We start from the raw sequence: 20,740 nt of genomic DNA, 5'->3' as shown, positions 1-20,740 counted from the left end.
AAATGGGTGTCCCTTAAATTTAGTGCAAAGGTACTATTTTAGCTATTGAATAGCAATCGGGTAATGTTATAGTGACAATGGTTTTACAAGCAGATTTTGTATTTTGCAGCTTCTTATTTAATTTATGTTCGGCAGGCGGGTTTTACTTTTCTTACTGGTTGTTTTCTTGTCCGCTAAGGTGCATGCCGAAGTTTTTACCGTAACCAGCAATGCCGATAGCGGCCCAGGGACTTTGCGGGAGGCTTTAACGCTGGCGGCAGCGAATGGAAGTGCCGAAAAGGATTTTATCTATTTTAATTTGCCTGATGTGAGCGAGGCGGGACGGATGATAACGCTTGACACACAACTGCCCTTTCTGAGTTCGAACCTTGCTATTGACGGAAGCACACAGCCCGGTAACAAAATTGGGATTTCTGACACAAAAATCATTTTAAAGGAAAAGCAAGTAACCGGAACAACGTTTAGCGGCTTTTACGGCAAAAGCGTTAGCAACATCGAAATATACAGCATATATTTTAGCAATTTTTTTGAGTTTAGCTCATCATTCGCTATAAATATTTGGGACAGCAACAATATTTTAATAGGAAGCCCTGGCAAGGGTAATGCTTTTGGCTTTCTTGATACCGGGATTTTTATAATAAGGGCTAATTTTACCAAGATATCGTCAAATATTTTTGGCCTCGACTTAAACACATCCCAGCCTGCCTATGCTACTTATAGCAGCAACCTACGTGTATATGCTTCCAACCCGGTAATTATAGGCGGCGATACGCAAACAGAAGGTAATATTTTTGCTTTTGGGGCTTATGACCGGCCGAGTATAGTCACAGGTTTTGATGCCAACACCGGCGGAACTGCTCCTGTCGCTAATGTTGTTATCAAAAACAATATGTTTGGTTTTAAAACAAGTGCAGGAAACTTTCCCGGATCGTTCACATTCAGCGCAATCAAGAACCTCTTTGTTGACAAAAACATTTATAACTACGGAGCTATAAATCAGATAACTGATGTATCCGACATGCTTTTGATAAGGGGTAATAAAACGAATCTGGATGTAGCACTTCAACCAGATCTGCAAAGCATCTCGAACACGCCATTTTATCTCTACAGCGTAACTAATGCGGTTATTGGCGGCCCGGCCACAGAAGATGCAAATATTATAGACAATTCGGCTTATGGTAATTATAATTTTCCCGCTGTATATACTAACTATTGTGACAAAATACGTTTACAGCGCAATTCCTTCAGCTGTAAAACAACTGCCGAATCTTATACGGTGAATACTCCCTTAGTTGCTTTGCCGATTATATCCATAACTAATATTGTCAACAATATCATAACAGGCACAGCTACACCCGGTGCCGAGGTGGAAATTTTTAGTGATAGCCAATGCCAGCTTTGTGAGCCTACGCATTACCTTGCATCAGTAACAGCTGATGCGAATGGTGCCTGGCAATATTTAACTACCAACCAATCTATAGGCTATACAGCGTCTGCTACTATAAATGGGCGTACATCTACCTTTGCGAAAGTTGCTTATGATGGTGCAAACATTGTGCTGAATAACCCATCTTGCGGTAACAACAATGGTAGTATAAAAGGGCTAAAGCTTGCTAACTTTACCCGCATAGAGTGGAAAAAAACTGACGGTACTATTGTAGGCACAACCCTTGATGTGACCGGGCTGCAACCTGGCAGCTATACCTTTACTGCTTACCTTAGTGATAAATGCAGCATTACGGGCCCGGTTTACACACTTGTTGAGGCCACGCCTATTATCAACAGCTCATTGGTAAATGTATCGCCTAATACTTGCGATAATAACAACGGCGCTATTATGGGTTTGTACATCCAAAACAGTAGTGATGTAAATATTAAATCTACCATTTGGCAAAACCAAAATACAGATATTGCCGGCCAGACGTTAAACTTGATTAATGTACCAAGCGGAAATTACACCCTTACTGTTACTACTGTAGATAACTGTGCAGTTACGTATGGCCCTATCCCCATAAAAAACGATATAGGCCCAAACATTGATGAATCCAATACAAACATTACCCCTACTAAATGCTATGAAGCCATCGGCGCAATCACCGGCATTACTGCCACCGGCACCGGTACTTTAAACTACAACTGGAAAAACGAACAGAACTCAGTAGTTAGCACCACCCGCAACCTTACCGGGCAGCCACCGGGCAAATACATTTTATCCGTAACAGATGAAAGCAGTTGTGGTGCAGTTTATTCCACACAGCGCGAGATTCCCTCAGTTAACGATATTGCCATAGATATAGTTACCCGCGTGGTTACCAATGCCACCTGCGAAAACGGCGACGGCTCCATTAAAAACGTTACCGTTACAGCAACCGGAGCTCCCTTCACTTACGTTTGGACCAACGAACGGAACGAAGTAAAGGGTAACTTAAAAGACCTCTCTTTTGTGCAGGCGGGCACTTATACCCTTACTGTTAGTGGAGGCAGCCTCTGCACTCCTGTACAAAGCGATCCTATTGTTGTTGGCAGCGATGACGGTGTGCAGTTAATACGAGGTGCGAATTATAAACAGAAAACAGATTTTTGCGGTAAAAACACAGGCGAGATCACCGGGTTGGAGGCTCCAGCCGCAACTACGTTTTTATGGCTTAATACCGATAACAATACAACAGCCGGCCATAGCCTTAACCTGGTAGGCGTAGCGGGTGGCCACTACAGGTTAACCTATAGCAACACCACTTGCAGCAATTATTCAGATTTCGAAATACTTTCCGGCGAGGCCACCATATTTACAGGTTTCATCGCAACACCTACCAAATCGTGCTATGCCCTTAATAATGGTAGCATATCGCTCAACACCGATAATGCACCCGAACAACCGATTACCTATCGCTGGATAAACGCGCAGGGTAAAGATGTGGCCTTCGCTAAAATAGCTAATGGCCTTTCACCGGGTAAGTATAAGGTTATACTTACCAATCAAAACAACTGCCCCTACATTTATCCGGAGGAGTTTACGGTTGGTGAATATCCGCAATTAGTTGCCAAGCCCGGCACGCCAACCAACATCCAGTGCGGTGTAGGTACAGGCAGCATAAGTGCCTCGGTTTTTACGGGTGGCTCATCAAACTATACATATCAATGGCATGATGAAGCAGGTAACGCGCTCCCCGGTCAAACAAGCTCATCTATAAACAACCTTGCCAAAGGCAAATATCGCCTGCATGTAGAAGATGGCACCTGCGCACCTGGTGAACTCGATTTTGAGATAAAAGACGAATCGGTTACGCCAACTACTCCCGAAGCAAAAGACATTAAAGTTTATGGTAACGGAAACGGGACTATTGTAGTAACCGCTCCTTTCGAAACGGCCATTTACCGTTTGTACAATACCCAAAACAGCCCCGATGCTATTGCAGAAGTTCGCGGCGGTAAGTTTAACGTTACGGTAACCGAAAGTCGCAGCTATTTTATAACCCTTGCCTACGGTTATTGCGAAAGCGCGCGAAGAGAAGTGAAAGTTACCGTGGTAACCAGCGGTATCACTAATACCATTACCCCCAACGGCGATGGCATCAACGATTACTGGAACTTAGCCGCAATAAGCGATTACCCTACCGCAGCAATAAACATCTACACCCGTTACGGGCAGCCGGTTTACCAATCGGTGGGGTACGCAAAACCGTTTGATGGCACAAATAAAGGCAAGCAATTACCCGCCGGTGTTTATTACTATGTTATCGATCTTAAAGACCGTAACATCCTTTCGGGCTATATTACCATCATTCGCTAACCCAGCTGGCGCAGGTACATTTGTATGGTGTTCTCCAATCCGTAATACAAAGCATCGCTTATGAGCGCGTGGCCAATACTCACCTCATCCAGCGCCGGGATATTTTCGGCAAAATATTTAAGATTGTGCAGGTCGAGGTCGTGCCCGGCGTTTATGCCCAGGCCAAGCTTGTGCGCCGTTTCAGCAGCCTTTACATACGGGGCAACGGCCTGTTCTTTATTTTGAGTGTATTGCGTAGCGTATGCCTCGGTGTAAAGTTCAATACGGTCGGTACCGGTTGTGGCGGCAGCTTCTACCATTTCTATTACCGGGTCTACAAATATGGAAACGCGGATTCCCGCCTCTTTAAATACCTTGATGATATCCTTTAGATAAGCCTGGTTAGTTATGGTATCCCAGCCATGGTTACTGGTTATCTGCCCTAAAATATCAGGCACCAGGGTAACCTGCTCGGGCTTGCTGGCCAGCACCAGATCCACAAACTTCTGCTCTTCACAGTTACCTTCTATGTTAAACTCCGTAGTAACTATCTTTTTCAGTCCGAACACATCATTATAGCGGATGTGCCTTTCGTCGGGCCGGGGGTGTACAGTAATACCTTGCGCGCCAAAACGTTCGCAATCCTTTGCTACTTGTAACAGATCGGGGTTATTGCCACCCCGCGAATTGCGCAGTGTAGCTATTTTATTGATGTTTACAGATAAACGGGCCATGGCACAAAGTTAATACATCCTGCAATAAATACTGCCACAGTATAAAAGTTCCCGTAACCTTATGGCCTGTATACATACCATCGCTTTACAACCGATTGCATTTTAAATCATCAGTGCTTTTTTTATCAATATCAAAATAAGTTTCATTACTAACTGAAATTCATGCCTTTAAGAAAGTAATTATTTAATATATTCGTAATAATTATTACCGAAATACCCCTGTGATCAATATCCCTGTTCCTGTTAATGAAAAAGAGCGTCTTAAAGCGCTTGATGATTACGAGATTTTAGACACACTGAGCGAGAACGAGTTCGACCGAATTACCGAGTTGGCCTCTATCATCTGCGATGTGCCTATTTCTTTGGTATCGTTAGTTGACGAAAAACGCCAATGGTTTAAATCTGTTTTGGGGCTTGATGTAAGAGAAACCTCCCGCGATATTTCTTTTTGCCGCTATGCCATTATGAATTCCAACCTGATGGAAATAAACGACGCCACAAAAGACCTCCGCTTTAAAGCAAACACATTGGTTACCGGCGCTCCGGATATCCGCTTTTATGCCGGTTACCCGCTTATAGACCCTAATGGCCACGCGCTGGGTACACTCTGTGTTATCGACCGCGAGCCAAGGCTACTTAACGCAAAGCAAAAACGAGCCATGCAGTTGTTAGCCGAAGAGGTAATTGTTTTGATTGTGGAACGCCGCCAAAAACAGCAGCTGCAAAGCTTCGAGAAGATCTTTAACTTATCAAACGACCTGGTTTTTGTAGGCGGCGAGGATGGCTTTTTTAAAAAGGTAAACCCCGCGTTTAAACGTGTTTTGGGTTGGGAAGAGGACCACCTCTTACATACGTCCACTTTTGAATTTATTCACCCCGACGATATTGAAAGCACGGTAACGCAATTGGAAAAGCTAAGCAAAGGCGAGCCTACTGTTAATTTTTTGCAGCGCTTTAAAAGCATTACCGGCGAATACAGAACCATCCAATGGACATCGACCCCGGAGGCATCCACCGGTAATATTTTTGGCATTGGCCGCGATGTTACCGAAAAGATCAAACTCGAAAAAGTGCTCGCCCGTACATCCGAAATGCTGGAGCGCACCAACACCGTTGCCCGCGTGGGCGGCTGGGAGTTCGATCTGCAAAAACAAACCCTTTACTGGACACCCGTTACCAAAGAGATCCACGGTGTACCCGCAGACTTTACCCCTAACCTGGTGGACGCTATCGACTTTTATAAAATTGGCGAAAGCCGCGATAAAATGGCCGAAGCCATAAACAGAGCAGTTACCAATGGCATCCCCTGGAGCCTTGAATTGCAAATAGCCAACGCTAAGGGCAAGGATCTTTGGGTACGTGCTTTAGGCAACGTTGAATTTACAAATGGCGTTTGCAAAAGGCTTTATGGCACGTTTCAGGATATTGACGATTATAAGCGTACCGAACTTGCACTGATGCGAGCCGTTACCACCCAGAAAAAGCTGAACGAAGAGCTGAAGGTGCAGGCAAGCCTGGTGCAAAAGCAGGATAAAACCATACAGGATATCCAGGAATTTAAGTTTTTAGCAGATTCTATCCCCGAGATCATTTGGACATCAAACCCGGATGGCAGTACCGATTATTACAACCGCTACTGGTTTGATTATACCGGCCTTACACTGGAAGAAACCAAAGCTTTTGGCTGGCCAACGGTGCTGCACCTGGATGATATTGAGAAAGACGGCAATGATTGGCGTCATTGCCTGGCAACGGGTACCCCCTACGAATCGGAGGTGAGGTTCAGGCGCAAATCTGATGGGGTTTACCGCTGGCACCTGTCGCGTGCGCTGCCTATGAAAAACGACAAAGGCGAAGTTGTAAAATGGTTTGGCTCCTGCACAGATATAGACGAGTACAAGCGCGCGCTTAACCTGGAAAATAAGATAAGCCAGTTTGAAGATTTTAACCGCATTATTGCCCATAACCTGCGCGGCCCGGCGGGGAGTATTGGTATGCTGTTGGATATGATAGCCGGGGAAGATGACACCGCCGAAAAAGAAAATCTTTTGACGATGCTGAAGACCAGCAGCCTCACCCTCAACGAAACGCTGAACGAACTGATGAAGGTGCTGGAAGTACGTAATAATAAAAACATGACGTACGACCTGTGCTACCTCCCCGAAATGGTTAACGTTACCGACGCGATGCTGAAAGGACAGATAGCCGCAAAGAAAGCCACAATAACTACCGCCCTGCAGGTATCCAACATGAAATTCCCTAAAATGTACCTTGAAAGTATATTTTATAACATGGTGAGCAACTCGCTTAAATACAGCAAACCCGATGCTGCCCCCCAAATAAACATCGCGTCAAAAATTGTAGATGGCCGCGTAGTGCTTGTATTTAGCGACAACGGGCTTGGTATTGACCTGAGCCGCCACGGCCAGAACATGTTTAAGCTGAACAGCGTATTCCACAAGGGTTATGATAGCAAAGGCGTGGGCCTGTTCATGACCAAAACTCAAATAGAAACCTTCGGCGGAAAGATCACCGTAGAAAGCGAGCCGAATGTCGGGACAACGTTTACGATAGTGTTTTAGGATGATTTTTCTCACGCAAAGCCGAATTGCAGTTTAGCTCGATATATGCTAAATTTATCCCATGCTCTTCACCTGCCCCAAATGCGACCGTGAGTTAACCAGCGAAAGCCAGCGGCATTACTGCGCCAAAATAAGCCTAGATAGTCTTTTTAAGGGCAAATCGCCGGAGCTGCTTCTGCTGTTTGATAAATTGCTTGCTGAGGTCGCCGACTGGCCCGATGTATTAGTTGGCACCACACCAAACTGCATCGCCTTTGTACACCGGCAAACTTTCTTCGTTATCCGCCCGATGCAAAAGGTGCTGGAGCTAAAGTTTTACTCTACCGATAAACTAGAAGGCCCACCCATCTTCAAAAGCATAGCAACCGCAGGTCGTTTCCAAAACAACATCCGCATGAGTGATGTAAGCGAATTACGCCCACAGCTTTTTAGCTGGGTGAGGGATTCGTATGAGTTGTTGTGAGGCAAAAGCTTATCGCACTTCATATCAACCGATATATTTATAAATTTGGCAAACGGCTGTCAACACCGCTCAAACAAAACATACTATGCAAACTATTTAGCTGATGGATGATAAATTACCTGTATCGGCAATAATAGTTGGCTATAACGAAGCCCAACTGCTGGCGAAAGCCATGACCCCGCTCCGGTTTTGTGATGAACTGCTATACTTTGATTTAGGTTCGAAAGATGGCTCCGTTGCCATTGCCGAACAATACGGTGCGCAGGTGATCCACCACCAGCGGGTAGACAGCTGCGAATGGATCCACGAAAAATACGCTACAAAAACCCGCAACAACTGGGTACTGATAACCGACCCCGACGAAGTATTGAGCGATGAATTAATTAACGAGATAAAAGGCATCTTTAACGGCGATTTACCGTTAGATAACATCGGCGCTATCACTGCACCCTGGCTGTTCTACTTCAAAAATAAAAGGCTTACCGGCACCAACTGGGGCGGCGTAAACCGCAGGGTATTATTGGTACATAATCAGCGTTTCGAGTTTAAAGGACTAATACACTTAGGTCGTAAAATAAGGGCGGGTTACCTAATCTATAACATCCCGTTCACCGGCAAAAACTTCATTCATCACTACTGGATGGCCAGTTATGGCAAACTGATAGAAAAACATCGCCGCTACCTAAGGAATGAGGGCGAAGCACGGTACGTAAACGGCATGCGCACCACCCCATCGGAAATCATTAAACAACCCTTCCGCTCCTTCCGTAATAGTTACCTTTCGGCAAGGGGCTATAAAGATGGTGCCACAGGCATATTCCTTTCCCTGTTTTGGGCCTGGTACGAAACCAGCGCGAAGATTAGAAATTATAAAGATCAGCGGAGAGATGGAGACAAAGGAATATAAATCGACGTTGTATGTAGTATATTAATGTCAATCTATACTCACAAAAGCATAGCAACCGCAGGTCGTTTCCAAAACAACATACGCCTGAGTAGTGTAAGCGAATTACGCCCACAGCTTTTTAGCTGGGTGAGGGATTCGTATGAGTTGTTGTAACTGATATGAATAGGGCCTAATACCTGCCTTATTTTCTTACCTTATTAGCACCAATTTATAACATGAAAAAAGCGCTCTTATTATTCATTTTATTTGCTGTGCCGTATGTAGGTAAAGCACAGATAGTAAACCCGGTTAGATAGAGCTATGCATCTAAAAAATAAACCCGAAAGAAGCTGTTATCTATTTAAAAGCCATTATTGATAATGGCTGGCATATTTACTCGCAAAAAGGTGCCAGTGGCGGGCCAACTAAAACAGAATTCAACTTTAAGCCGCGGCCACATTTACACCCATTGGTAAAACTATCGAACCCAAACCCACCAGCAAATTTGAGAAGGTAATTGGCATGCAGGTAAATTATTTTGAACACGAAGTGGTTTTTCAGCAGAAGATAATGTTAAAGTCGGTGGGGCCGGTAACGGTTACCGGCATCCTCGGCTACGGCGCTTGTAATGACCGCAGATGCAACCCGCCCGAAGATGTGGCATTTAGCATAGCAGTAAAATAACCCATCAGTAACTTTAGAAAATTAGCCATTGTCCTCCCGGTTCCTTATAGACTTTACAATATAAATTATCGACACGACTGAAAAGGCAGCGATCATGTGCAATATCGTGATGCCTATTAACGCAAACCCGGCACCAAGGCTGGCTCCACCTGCATCTAAATACTTGGCGATGTAAGCCCATCCTAAAAAATTATAAATAAGTCCTAAAACCAAATTGACTGTATAAAAATCAACCCTACGCCTCGTTTTGACGATGTATATGACTAATACCAAAATAATAATCAGCAAATTTATAACAGGTATTAGCATAACTCTTTTTATAAATATACCAAAAAAGGGATACGGCTCATCACCATATCCCTTTTTCGTCTTTTTATCTTTTGTCTAAAAGTCTTTCGTCCTATTAGTAACGGTAGTACTCCGGTTTAAACGGACCTTCTACAGTTACACCGATATACTCAGCCTGGTCCTGGTCTAAAACTTCCAGTTCAACACCAATTTTGGCAAGGTGTAAACGGGCAACTTTTTCGTCTAAGTGTTTAGGCAAAGTGTAAACTTCGTTCTTGTAAGCAGATGCGTTAGTCCAAAGCTCAATTTGAGCCAAAGTTTGGTTGGTGAATGAGTTACTCATTACAAAGCTTGGGTGGCCAGTAGCGCAACCAAGGTTAACCAAACGGCCTTCAGCCAAAACAATAACGTCGTTACCGTCAATGGTGTATTTATCAACTTGTGGTTTAATCTCAATTTTGGTATTGCCATAAGCACCGTTTAACCAGGCCATGTCAATCTCGTTATCAAAGTGGCCAATGTTACAAACGATTGCTTTATCTTTCAACGCACGGAAATGTTGCTCGCGAACGATATTTTTGTTACCTGTTGCAGTAACAACGATGTCAGCCTCAGCAATAGCGGTGCCTAATTTCTTCACTTCAAAACCTTCCATAGCTGCCTGTAAAGCGCAGATAGGGTCAATTTCGGTAACAATAACACGGACACCGGCGTTACGCAGAGAATCTGCAGAACCCTTACCTACGTCGCCATAACCACAAACAACACCTACTTTACCGGCCATCATTACGTCGGTAGCACGACGGATAGCGTCAACTAATGATTCGCGGCAACCGTATTTGTTATCAAATTTAGATTTGGTAACCGAATCGTTGATGTTGATAGCAGGCACCAATAAAGTACCGGCTTTCATACGCTCGTATAAACGGTGAACACCTGTAGTTGTTTCTTCAGATAAGCCTTGTATGCCGGCAGCCAGTTCTGGGTAACGGTCAAAAACCATGTTGGTTAAATCGCCACCATCATCCAATATCATATTCAATGGTTTGCGGTCTTCACCAAAGAAAAGCGTTTGCTCAATACACCAGTCAAATTCCTCTTCGTTCAAACCTTTCCAAGCGTAAACAGAAGTACCTGCAGCAGCAATTGCAGCAGCAGCGTGATCCTGGGTAGAGAAGATATTACATGACGACCAGGTAACTTCTGCACCCAATGCCTGCAGCGTTTCAATTAAAACAGCAGTTTGGATAGTCATGTGCAGACAACCCGCTATACGCGCGCCTTTTAATATTTGTGACGGGCCGTATTCGGCGCGTAATGCCATTAAGCCCGGCATTTCTGCTTCGGCCAATTCAATTTCTTTGCGGCCCCAGGCGGCAAGTGAAATATCCTTCACTTTATTTTTAACGTATGCAGTTTGTACTGTCGACATAGCTTTTCTAATTTTTTCTTCAAAAATAAAGAATATAATTTTTGTAATGAAAAGAGGCGGGTTTTTATTGCCATAGGGCAATTGAGGTGGGGTTAATATTGATTAGAGGTTCTGTTATGCTTCATTAGCGTGTGGTTAGTTATATGAGTCTGCGGCTGTTAAATTTTCTTTTTCCGGCAAGAAAACCAAACAAAGAACTCAGCGAAGCGCTTCTTGAACGCTGATCAAAAAACAAACAACCGTGAAAAACTCCTGGCTGCGCCCTGTACTATGAATGTTTCTGATTTTACAGTACCCGTGGTCGCCGAACATTTTAAGGCCGATTTAGGAACGGGCAAGGGCCAGTACCACAAAATGCCCGCTATAAGCTGAATTATTATTGCATAGAAAATACTGAGCGATTAATGTTTAAACTGTGCAAACATTCATCAATCAACTAATCATTTAAAATTATATTTTTTTCACCACTTTATACTGCGGCGGTACGGTTTGCAGATAGGCGTACATGGCATCTATCTCCGCATGAGTTAACTTATCAAACTTTGGCATTGGTGCCCTTAGCACCCTATCAGGCGCCCGGCCGTTTTGCAAGGCGTTAAAAAATTGCTCTTTGGTATAATCGCCTATGCCTGTGTTTTTATCGGGCGTAATATTCGATGCATAGATATCCATTTCATCCTTACCCTTTAGTTTGATTCCGCCGGCAAGATAACCCTTGGTTTGGTCGGGATACAGGAAGTTAAGCTTGGTGAGGCTTTTGGAGTGGCAGTGAAAGCAGCCCAAATTATCTATCAGGTAATAACCCAGCTTCACTTTATCACTTATTGCGGGTAACTTCACATTGGCCTGGTATGGCATCGGTTTAGCCTTAATATTCATAAACGCCTTGCCCACAAAAGTTAAATGCGTTAATCCCACGGCGGTATCTGCTGCCGCAACAGATGCATCATCAGAACGGATGAAGGCGATTATCGCGTCGATATCCTGGTCGGCCATATTGGGTCGCAGCATATAGTTTAGGAAGCGCCCGTCATTAGCTACACCGGTTTTTAGTAGGTACTTCACCTCTGCATCAGTATACTTTGCCATAATTCCATGCGAACCGGAATGTGTGAGGTTGGCGGAGTATACCTTACCAGCAATTCCCGGGATATCGTGTATCTGTGTGCCGATAAATTTATTAATGGCCCTATCGTAATGGCAGCCTGCGCAAATGCTAAAGGCCAGCACCTTACCCCGAGCCAATGCATGCGAGGTGCTTACCGCTTTGTAATTATTTGTTGTGGTTGGAAATTTGGTTTTGCATCCAATGATGACCCCGCCCATTAAAACTATTATCGCCAATATCCAGGTTAATTTTCTCATAACGTATCGTTATCATCACTACCTGATTTTTAGCTAATTGTTTAAAAAAATATCGCGTGGATTTTGCGTTACTGATTAATTTAATGGGTTTTAACGTTGGCGACTAATCATGAAGTAACCAGTCACTATTCACGCTACATATTCAAACTCAAATATTGTTTTGGATTAACGGGGCGCCCGTTCTTGCGGATCTCGTAATGCAAATGCGGCCCGGTTGAGCGGCCTGTAGAGCCTACTTTACCAATTACATCGCCCACGGTAACACGCTGCCCTTCGCGTACGTTTATTTTAGAGAGGTGGCCGTACCAGGTCTCCAGTCCGTTAGGGTGTTTTATTCGCACGCAGTTGCCATAGCCGCCGGCGCGTGCCGCGTATATTACATTGCCGCTGGCAGTGCATTTTACAGCATCGCCCTTATTACCCTTAAAATCAAGCCCGGGGTGAAACTCGCTGTTCCCAAAATCAAAGGGGTTGCCACGGTATCCAAAGAATGAAGTGAACGAACTTATACGAGGGTAGCCCATAGGCATGTAAGCAATATTGTTTACCAACTTATCCAGGTAGCTGTTAAACTCACTATACATTTTAGTGTCGCTTTTCGCTTTGTTGCTACTCAGGTTCACGGTTTTAAAGCCAATGCTTCTCAACCCACGCTTGCTTAAGTAGTTATTAATGCTTTTTAATTTGGATTGGATGTTTTCTATATACCCAACCGCCTGGCTGCGGTTACCATCTTTTTCGGCGTTGGCAAGCAAGGCATCCTCGGTGGTTTTATCCACTTCGTTTTGTAGAGTCGCTATTTGCGAATGTAACCTTGTGTTTTCGTGGCTTTGCTCAGCCACCTGGCTGTTAAGCCTCATAATGGCCGTCATTAACACCATTACAATGATAAAGCCTGCGGCCATGGCCAGTTTAAGGCTGTTAAAGTGCTTTGCTCTTACCTGTACTACCCGGGGTTGGCTTTGATTTTTTTGCGTAAATATTCCCATTACCTAAACGTTCTGTTTTTAAGTTTTTTCTTTAGTTAATTAGTTAGGGGTCAGCGTAAACCGACAACGCAATATAAAAATTATTTTTAATTGGCGGTTGACGCTGTTATTATAACCCGAACGTCAATTAATCGGGTTTATTCTTTGTACGTATATTTTTTGTTAAATGATTTGGTATTTTTGTATCAAAATTTAGAATTAAGCTAACATACATATGTACCCAGAATATTTAGTTACCCCAATGCGGGAAGAATTAACCCGAGTTGGTTTTGAAGAATTAAAAGATGCAGATGCAGTTAACCAGGCTATAAAAAGCGAAGGCACTGTATTTGTAATGGTTAACTCTGTTTGCGGTTGCGCTGCAGCCAATGCACGCCCTGCTGCACGTATGGCGTCAACCAACGCGAAGCATCCGGATCGCCTGGTGACCGTTTTTGCAGGTATGGAAACCGAAGCTGTAAACGCTGCCCGTAACCTGATGCTACCTTACCCTCCATCATCTCCATCAATGGCTTTGTTTAAAGATGGTAAACTGGTGCACATCATCGAGCGCCATCAGATTGAAGGCCGCCCCGCGCAAATGATCGCTGACAACCTAATGGGTGCATTTGACGAATATTGCTAAACTCAAATCTTAAGAACTAAGATACAAGACAAAAGGCTTACGCCAGAATCGAGAGCCAAGATAAAAGATAACAAAAGGCCCGGTGTCAATCAACATCGGGCCTTTTTATTTTGAAAAGACCTGCTTCTTGTCTATTTTTCTTAACTCTTGTTTCTTGACCCGAGAGCCCTTTACTCCGAACGCAAACTCCTCACCGGGTTACTTAACGCAGCTTTAATACTTTGGTAGCTTACCGTTAGCATGGTGATACCTATAGCACCTAAGGCTGTCACGCCAAATATCCACCAGGAGAGTTCGGCGTGGTACTTATAATCCTGCAACCAGCCGCCCATAAAGTAATAGGCCACCGGGATTGCGAACATTAGCGCGATACATACCAGCGCGATAAAATCTTTAGACATCAGTTGCCATAAGCTGAATACCGATGCGCCCAGTACTTTGCGCACACCAATTTCTTTGGTGCGCTGTTCGGCCATAAACGACGCCATTCCGAATAACCCCATACAGCTGATAAAGATAGCCAGCAAGGTAAAAAAGCCTGCCAGTTTGCCTACACGCTCTTCTGTTGCGAATTTACGTGCATACTCGTCGTCGGTAAATTTATAATCGAAGGGACTGCCCGGGTCGTATTGTTTAAAGGTAGCTTCCACTTTGGTCAAAGCATCATGGGTGCTTAATTTGGGATTCAGGCGGATATCTACCATATCGCCTCCATCTGTCTTGCGTACAAAAAGGGTGGTTTTTACCGGCTCGTATGGCGATGACATAACCATATCTTTCACCACGCCTATCACGTTATATTTATAATCGCCGCTTTTTACAATCTCGCCAACCGGGTGCTTCAAATTCATGAATTTTACTGATGCTTCGTTCAGGATCATCGCAGAGGAATCCGTCAGGATATCCCTCGAAAAATCGCGGCCCTCTATCAGTTTCCAGCCTGCGGTTTTACCAAATTCGGGGGTAACCGGTATATAGGCGAAATCGTCCTGCAGATCCGGCGCTTTATCTTTCCAGGTGTAGCCGCTGTTATTAGAATATACATCCGTTAGCGGGCTGCCAGATTCGGCCATTTCCAATATTGCGCCGTTTTGCATCAGGTCGGTACGTACGGCTGTAAAATTTTTGTGGATATCGTCTGTTTTCATGCTCAGCTGCACCAGCCCGGTACGCTCGTAACCTATCGGCCTGTTTTTGGTGAATTGCACCTGCCTGAAAACGATAATTGTGCCTATAATAAGCGTGGCCGAAAAAAAGAACTGGAACACTACTAATATTTTACGTGGCAAAGCAGCATAACGGCCCGCCTTAAAAGTGCCTTTTAACACCTTCACCGGCTCGAACGATGAGAGGTAGAACGCCGGGTAGCTGCCGGCTACTGCACCTGTAAGCATGCTGAAGCCTACGCCCATGAGCCAAAAAACAGGGTTTGCCCAAAGCACGTGCATGGTTTTACCGGCCACCTGGTTAAACCAGGGTAAAGTTACCAATACTAAAACTATGCAAAACACAAAAGCGAAAGCCACTACTAATAACGATTCGCTGAAGAACTGCGCGATAAGTTGCCCCCGTACCGACCCAACCGCCTTGCGGATGCCCACTTCCTTCGCCCGCTTCTCAGATCGTGCTGTACTCAAATTCATGAAGTTGATACAGGCAAGCAGCAGCACAAATATACCAATGATGCCAAATAACCACACCCATTGTACCGCGCCGCCGGTGTTGATGCCGTCTTTAAATTCGCCGTATAAACGCCATTTGTTCATTGGGTGCAAAAACACCAGGGGATTAAACGATGCGCCAACTTTATCGCCCTGGGCGGCAATATTCTTCTTTTTCAGGTCCAGGATGCTTGCACTAACTTTTGCAAGATCCGCCTTCGGATTCAGCTGCGCGAATATCTGGAAGGAGTTGTTGCCCCATTGCGTGGCTGACCGCTTTACCCACGGCTGGCTGCTGGGGTAAAGGTCCCATGGTAAAATAAAATTCACCTCGCTAAAACTGGTGTTATGAGGGATATCCTCATACACACCGGTAACTTTCACCAACACCTTGTTATCCAGCTTAATTGTTTTATCCATGGGGTCTACATCGCCAAACAAGGCTTTGGCCACTTTTGCAGATAACATGATAGATGATTGATCCTTTAAAGCGGCGTGCGTACCTTTTAGCATGTTAAGCGTGAGCATATCCGGTGCTTCGGCCTGCATAAAACTGCCCTGCTGGTTTATCTTTTTATCGCCAACAGCCAGTATATGGTCGTAATTCCAGCTGGAGAGCACCACATATTTAAAATCGCTTTTGTAGTCGCTCCGCAGTACAGTACCCAGGGGGATAGGCATCGCGATCTGACTGCTTATTTTACCGTTGAACGTTTGAGACTGCATTACGCGAACTATCTTATCGTGATTATCAAAAGAGTGGTCGTACGATAATTCGTCCCATATCCATAGCCCAATAAGCATCGCCACAGCCATCCCAACGGACAAGCCCGAAACGTTAATGAACGTATGCATTTTATTTTTGATGAGGTTGCGCCTGGCAACTTTTAAATAATTCTTTATCATGCTGATATATTACACCGATTTTAAGATTGATTTCACAGATTATATTAGTTTTGATTCTGTCGCTTATCGTTTTGTTTTATCTAAAATTCGAAATTCAAGATAAAACTACTCACCACTCTTTACTCACCACTCACTTATTCACTCTTCAAACTCTTCACCGGGTTCATCAAAGCTGCTTTAATGGTTTGGATGCTTACGGTTAACAGCGTGATGGTGATGGCACCCACGCCTGTTATGATGAATGTCCAGATCGAAATACCGGAGCGGTATTCAAAATTTTGCAGCCAGTTGCTCATCAGGTACCAGGCAATTGGCGCGGCAATCAATAGCGATACGGTTACCAATATAATAAAATCGGTAGAAAGCAATCGCCACAGGTTAAATATGGATGCGCCCAATACTTTACGCACGCCAATCTCCTTTACGCGCTGCTCGGCCATAAAAGATGCCATACCGAATAAGCCAAGGCAGCTGATAAAGATGGCCAGACTGGCAAAAAACGCAGCCAGTTTACCTACGCGCTGTTCGTTGCCGAATTTGCGGGCGTAAACCTCATCTACAAAACTATACTGAAAAGGCTGCTCGGGGTTGAACTGTTTAAACACGGCCTCGATTTTTTCTACCGCGGTACCGGCGCTTATTTTAGGGTTTATTTTAAGTACAACCGTGCTGCCTGCCCCTTTGTTTAGGAAGAACACGCCCGGTTTTACAGGAGCGTAGGGCGAGTTAACCACAATATCTTTGATCAGCCCGATGATTTTAAAGGTGTTGCCATAAAAAGTAATGCTTTCATCGGTAGGGTTCTTCATCCCCATAAATTTGGCAGCGGCCTCGTTGATGACCACGGCCAGCGAATCTGACGGGTAGGCATTGGAAAAATCCCTGCCGCCTTTAAATTGCCAGCCCACGGTTTCGCCGTAGCCTGCGGATACGCCCGCCTGCTGGAAATCTACACTTAGGTTTGGGTCTTTCTCTTTCCACTCGATGGCGCTGGTACTGCCTGCCATGCCGGTAGGTGCCACATCGCCTTCGGCCAGGGATACCACGGTGCCGGTTTTCATCAACTCATCTTTTACAGAGGCGAAGCTTTTATGAATGGCATCCCCGCCTATCTGTACAGCCACTAAACCATCGCGGGTATAGCCTACGGGGCGATCCTTGGCAAATTCGATCTGGCGGAAAACTACGATAGTGCCAATGATGAGTACTACCGATACCGCGAATTGCACCACCACCAAAACCTTCCGCGGGATAGCCGCAAAACGCCCCACCCGGAACGTTCCCTTCAGCACCTTTACCGGTTGGAAGGATGACAGGTAGAACGCAGGATAACTACCGGCAATTAAATCGGTAAGCAGGCTAAAGCCAATGGTGAGTAACCAGAATACCGGCGTGGTCCAAAGGATGCTCATTTTTTTATCGGCCACTTCGTTGAAGAAAGGCAAACTCAACTGTACAAACAGCAACGCCACTAAAAATGCCAGCGCCACGCAAAGCAGCGATTCGCTGAAAAACTGGTAAATAAGCTGCCCGCGCAATGAGCCTATGGCCTTGCGGATGCCAACCTCTTTAGCCCGTTTTTCTGAACGGGCGGTACTCAAATTCATAAAATTGATACAGGCCAGCAGCAGCACAAAAACGCCGATGATGCCAAACATCCAAACATACTGGATGCGGCCACCGGTGTTTTTACCGTCTTTAAACTCATCATATAAATGCAGCTGACTCATGGGCTGTAAAAACAGCGCCGGCTTCTTTTTGGCCAGTGTAGCGCTCACGTTGCGCAGTTTTTCGTCTTTTATTTTCAGGGATGCGGAGGTCATGCTGGCGTTATCTGCCATTTGCACCCATACGGTGCAGAAATTTGGCCGCCACGGTTCCGTCATCGATTTCATATCGTTGGCAACATACATCATTTGCCATGGCGCAATAAAGCCCACATTGGCCAAGGTGGAATTTTGCGGCAGGTCCCGGTAAACACCGGCCACTTTCGCGTTGATCTGGTTATCAATTTTCAGCGTTTGCCCCATCGGGTCGGCATCGCCAAAATAAGCTTTGGCAGTTGCCGCAGAGATGATGATAGACGATTGATCGGCCAGCGCGTTGCGGCTGCCTTTCAGCATATCCAGCGTAAACATATCGGGCCCCTGGGGCTCCATAAAAATACCAAAGCGGTTTATCTTTTTATTATCGAGGACCAGCAGATGGTCGCCCCAGCCGGCGGCCATAACCACGTATTTAAAATCGCCGCCGTAGTTTTTGCGTAAAGCGCCGGCCAGTGGGTATGGCAGCCCATCCCAGGTTTGCACCTCGCCGTTATTGGTAACGTTTTGTTTTACCTGCGCAATGCTGCTATAATTTTGATGTACCTTATCAAAGGAAAGCTCGTCCCACATCCAAAGGCCGATGAGCATGGCCACCGCCATACCAACCGAAAGCCCGGCTATATTGATAAAGGAATGCACCTTATTTTTGATAAGGTTGCGCCAGGCTATTTTTAAATAATTTTTGATCATGGACCGCTGATTTTAATGATTCTCTTGACAACGCTGATTGTAATGATACCAAGCAAGCTTGCTATAGCATCAATGTATAAGATGTATGCCAATTTTATAATTATTTGACAATCAAATAATTATAAAGATTTAAAAGTGAACGGTTGTTCGTATTCGGACGGTGGGTGTTCGGTTATATGGCTGTATTATTTTACCACAGAGTACGCGGAGAGAAACACACTTAGGAGCACAGAGGTTTTAATGGAATAAAGCCACAGTAAAAAAGCCACAGTAAAAAATCTCTTTTTCTCTGTGGCCTCTGTGTTTAAAAATCCACTCAGTTTTTGAACTTTTTAAATCCGAAATCGAACGTCCGAAATCCGAAATCAATTCTCTTCTACAACTCCTTTATCTTAATACTCCTGTAATTCACATCAAAACCATGGTCCTGCAGTAGCAAGTGGCCTTGGGGAGCTTCGCCGAAACCTTTCCATACTTTGTATTTGCTGATGGCTACCAGGTCGCGGTAGGCTTGCGAGCCACGGTCATACTCCAGCACTTTAACACCGTTGAGATAATGCTCTACATGGTTGTTGGGATACACGATGATGCGGCCGGTGTTCCATGCACCAATGGGGTGTACAAAACGGGTTTGTTTTTTAGCCGGGATCAAATCGTAAAGCGAAGATAAGGTACGGTCGCCATCGCGGCCAAGTTTAGCATCCGGGTGTACGGCATCATCCAGCACCTGGTATTCCAACCCAATAGCCGAGCCGGTTGTTTTTTCGCTCAGCGTAACAAAATATTTTACGCCGCTGTTAGCACCTGTAGACATCCTAAACTCAAACGACATATCAAACGCTTTATACTGGTCGGTAGTAATAATATCACCGCCGTTGGCAGCCTCGCCGCCGGCCGAGCCTATTACCGAGATCATGCCGTCCGTTACCTTCCAGCCCTTTGCCGGGAAGGTCATGCTGCTTGCGCTGCGCCACCCGGCACTGCTTTTACCATCGAAAAGCAGTTTCCAGCCCTCCTGCTTTTCGTAAGCAGACAATACGTTCGGCACCAAATTAACTACGTATACATCTTTGGCAAAAGGCTGTGGTTTCAGATTGGTGGTTTTTATCCTGATGTTCTTAAAAAAAATCTTTTTGCCAGCCTGCCCGGCATCGCTGATGGCATGCACCTGCAAACCAATAAAACCTTTTGCATCAACGGTATCTACTACGTAAGCGGTAGCGGTGCCGTTTATCCAGGTTTTGGTGGCGTTGCCAATGCACTCCACTTTAATGTGGTTGTATACGCCCGGTTTCCAGTTTATTTTTGCCTTGGCGTTCAGTTCCATTGGGTACAGCCAATCGCGGCGACCCTCGTCGTAAATGCCGCCTGTCCAGCTGCGTTCGCTGGGGTCTACTTCGCATTGCTTGCCGTAAACCAGGCCTTTGCCTTCGTGGCCTGCCAGGTTATAATGGCTGCGCAGTTGTACGCCCGAGTTGGTGAGGTTGCTCTCGGTCATCACATCAAGTTCCAATACAAAATCGCGGTATTCTTTTTCAGTCACCAAAAAAGTATTGCCGCTATTGAGCACCGCCGTGCCCGTAATTACGCCATTGGCAGCGCTGTATTCCGCGTTGCCGGCCAGTTTTTTCCAGCCTTTTAAGGTTTTACCATCAAACAGGCTGGTATAGCCCGCTTTTGTTTGTGCCGATGCCGCTTGTATGCCAAAGACGGTTACCCCGGCCAGGATCCATATTTTTAGGTTGTTCTTCATGTTATTGAGGAGGATGTGTTTATCTATTATTTCTTTTTAAGAGCAGGGACATCGTGCGATTCCCCTCTTGAGAGGGGTAGAGGGGTG

General features: G+C 45.1%; 13 protein-coding genes. 6 read left to right on the top strand and 7 right to left on the bottom strand.

Translation table 11 applies throughout. The features are described 5' to 3' along the window. Positions 1-124 precede the first annotated feature (124 nt). The gene (locus tag EPL05_RS18730; RefSeq protein ID WP_128535511.1) at positions 125-3,790 is read left to right on the top strand and encodes a gliding motility-associated C-terminal domain-containing protein; all 3,666 of its coding nucleotides are present in this window, start codon (positions 125-127) and stop codon (positions 3,788-3,790) included. On the opposite strand, the gene EPL05_RS18725 is transcribed toward EPL05_RS18730, so the two are convergent. Next, positions 3,787-4,503 (bottom strand): pyridoxine 5'-phosphate synthase, encoded by a 717-nt coding sequence (locus tag EPL05_RS18725; protein WP_128535510.1) that lies wholly within the window; start codon positions 4,501-4,503, stop codon positions 3,787-3,789. The two genes, EPL05_RS18730 and EPL05_RS18725, sit on opposite strands and share 4 nt — an antisense overlap. Positions 4,504-4,724: 221 nt before the next feature. On the opposite strand from EPL05_RS18725, the gene EPL05_RS18720 reads away from it, so the two are divergent. From EPL05_RS18720 to EPL05_RS24555, 4 genes are all read left to right on the top strand, one after another. Further along, the gene (locus tag EPL05_RS18720; protein WP_128535509.1) at positions 4,725-7,085 is read left to right on the top strand and encodes a PAS domain-containing protein; all 2,361 of its coding nucleotides are present in this window, start codon (positions 4,725-4,727) and stop codon (positions 7,083-7,085) included. 61 nt (positions 7,086-7,146) lie between these two features. Next, a complete protein-coding gene (locus EPL05_RS18715; RefSeq protein ID WP_128535508.1) occupies positions 7,147-7,548 on the top strand; it encodes a DUF5655 domain-containing protein in 402 nt (133 codons plus the stop codon). A 103-nt stretch (positions 7,549-7,651) separates the two neighbouring features. Continuing rightward, on the top strand, positions 7,652-8,455 hold the full coding sequence (locus tag EPL05_RS18710) for a glycosyltransferase (protein ID WP_128535507.1): 804 nt from the start codon (positions 7,652-7,654) through the stop codon (positions 8,453-8,455). A 501-nt stretch (positions 8,456-8,956) separates the two neighbouring features. After that, entirely contained in the window at positions 8,957-9,118 is a 162-nt protein-coding gene (locus tag EPL05_RS24555; RefSeq protein WP_317127896.1) for a hypothetical protein, read from the top strand. Between the two features lie 403 nt (positions 9,119-9,521). On the opposite strand, the gene ahcY is transcribed toward EPL05_RS24555, so the two are convergent. From ahcY to EPL05_RS18690, 3 genes are all read right to left on the bottom strand, one after another. Continuing rightward, the gene (gene ahcY, locus EPL05_RS18700; protein WP_128535506.1) at positions 9,522-10,838 is read right to left on the bottom strand and encodes an adenosylhomocysteinase; all 1,317 of its coding nucleotides are present in this window, start codon (positions 10,836-10,838) and stop codon (positions 9,522-9,524) included. Positions 10,839-11,288: 450 nt separating this feature from the next. Beyond that, complete coding sequence (locus tag EPL05_RS18695) at positions 11,289-12,203, bottom strand: cytochrome c family protein (protein WP_128535505.1); 915 nt, start codon at positions 12,201-12,203, stop codon at positions 11,289-11,291. 134 nt (positions 12,204-12,337) lie between these two features. Continuing rightward, positions 12,338-13,192: a M23 family metallopeptidase gene (locus EPL05_RS18690; RefSeq protein ID WP_128535504.1), complete on the bottom strand. Its 855-nt coding sequence runs from the start codon at positions 13,190-13,192 to the stop codon at positions 12,338-12,340. A 214-nt stretch (positions 13,193-13,406) separates the two neighbouring features. Between EPL05_RS18690 and EPL05_RS18685 the strand changes: the two genes are divergently transcribed. Further along, on the top strand, positions 13,407-13,817 hold the full coding sequence (locus EPL05_RS18685; protein WP_128535503.1) for a BrxA/BrxB family bacilliredoxin: 411 nt from the start codon (positions 13,407-13,409) through the stop codon (positions 13,815-13,817). A gap of 170 nt (positions 13,818-13,987) precedes the next feature. Here EPL05_RS18685 and EPL05_RS18680 read toward each other — a convergent pair whose 3' ends face one another. The 3 genes from EPL05_RS18680 to EPL05_RS18670 all read right to left on the bottom strand — a co-directional run bounded on the left by EPL05_RS18680 (position 13,988) and on the right by EPL05_RS18670 (position 20,653). Then, complete coding sequence (locus tag EPL05_RS18680; protein ID WP_128535502.1) at positions 13,988-16,384, bottom strand: ABC transporter permease; 2,397 nt, start codon at positions 16,382-16,384, stop codon at positions 13,988-13,990. Positions 16,385-16,518: 134 nt separating this feature from the next. Beyond that, on the bottom strand, positions 16,519-18,900 hold the full coding sequence (locus EPL05_RS18675) for an ABC transporter permease (RefSeq protein WP_128535501.1): 2,382 nt from the start codon (positions 18,898-18,900) through the stop codon (positions 16,519-16,521). A 376-nt stretch (positions 18,901-19,276) separates the two neighbouring features. Beyond that, positions 19,277-20,653, bottom strand: a complete 1,377-nt coding sequence (locus EPL05_RS18670) for a 3-keto-disaccharide hydrolase (RefSeq protein ID WP_128535500.1) — start codon at positions 20,651-20,653, stop codon at positions 19,277-19,279. Positions 20,654-20,740: the final 87 nt, after the last annotated feature.

Origin of the sequence: Mucilaginibacter gilvus, from assembly GCF_004054195.1 — a bacterium.
Taxonomy (GTDB): Bacteria; Bacteroidota; Bacteroidia; order Sphingobacteriales; family Sphingobacteriaceae; genus Mucilaginibacter; species Mucilaginibacter gilvus.
The sequence above is the reverse complement of the archived record's forward strand: the minus strand, read 5'-3'. Positions and strand labels throughout refer to the sequence as shown.

Coding starts and splice junctions, on each gene's coding strand:
- EPL05_RS18725 (WP_128535510.1), bottom strand. CDS start 4,503: ATGGCCCGTTTATCTGTAAACATCAATAAAATAGCTACACTGCGCAAT.
- EPL05_RS18685 (WP_128535503.1), top strand. CDS start 13,407: ATGTACCCAGAATATTTAGTTACCCCAATGCGGGAAGAATTAACCCGA.
- EPL05_RS18680 (WP_128535502.1), bottom strand. CDS start 16,384: ATGATAAAGAATTATTTAAAAGTTGCCAGGCGCAACCTCATCAAAAAT.
- EPL05_RS18695 (WP_128535505.1), bottom strand. CDS start 12,203: ATGAGAAAATTAACCTGGATATTGGCGATAATAGTTTTAATGGGCGGG.
- EPL05_RS18710 (WP_128535507.1), top strand. CDS start 7,652: ATGGATGATAAATTACCTGTATCGGCAATAATAGTTGGCTATAACGAA.
- EPL05_RS18690 (WP_128535504.1), bottom strand. CDS start 13,192: ATGGGAATATTTACGCAAAAAAATCAAAGCCAACCCCGGGTAGTACAG.
- EPL05_RS18715 (WP_128535508.1), top strand. CDS start 7,147: ATGCTCTTCACCTGCCCCAAATGCGACCGTGAGTTAACCAGCGAAAGC.
- ahcY (WP_128535506.1), bottom strand. CDS start 10,838: ATGTCGACAGTACAAACTGCATACGTTAAAAATAAAGTGAAGGATATT.
- EPL05_RS18670 (WP_128535500.1), bottom strand. CDS start 20,653: ATGAAGAACAACCTAAAAATATGGATCCTGGCCGGGGTAACCGTCTTT.
- EPL05_RS24555 (WP_317127896.1), top strand. CDS start 8,957: ATGCAGGTAAATTATTTTGAACACGAAGTGGTTTTTCAGCAGAAGATA.
- EPL05_RS18675 (WP_128535501.1), bottom strand. CDS start 18,900: ATGATCAAAAATTATTTAAAAATAGCCTGGCGCAACCTTATCAAAAAT.
- EPL05_RS18730 (WP_128535511.1), top strand. CDS start 125: ATGTTCGGCAGGCGGGTTTTACTTTTCTTACTGGTTGTTTTCTTGTCC.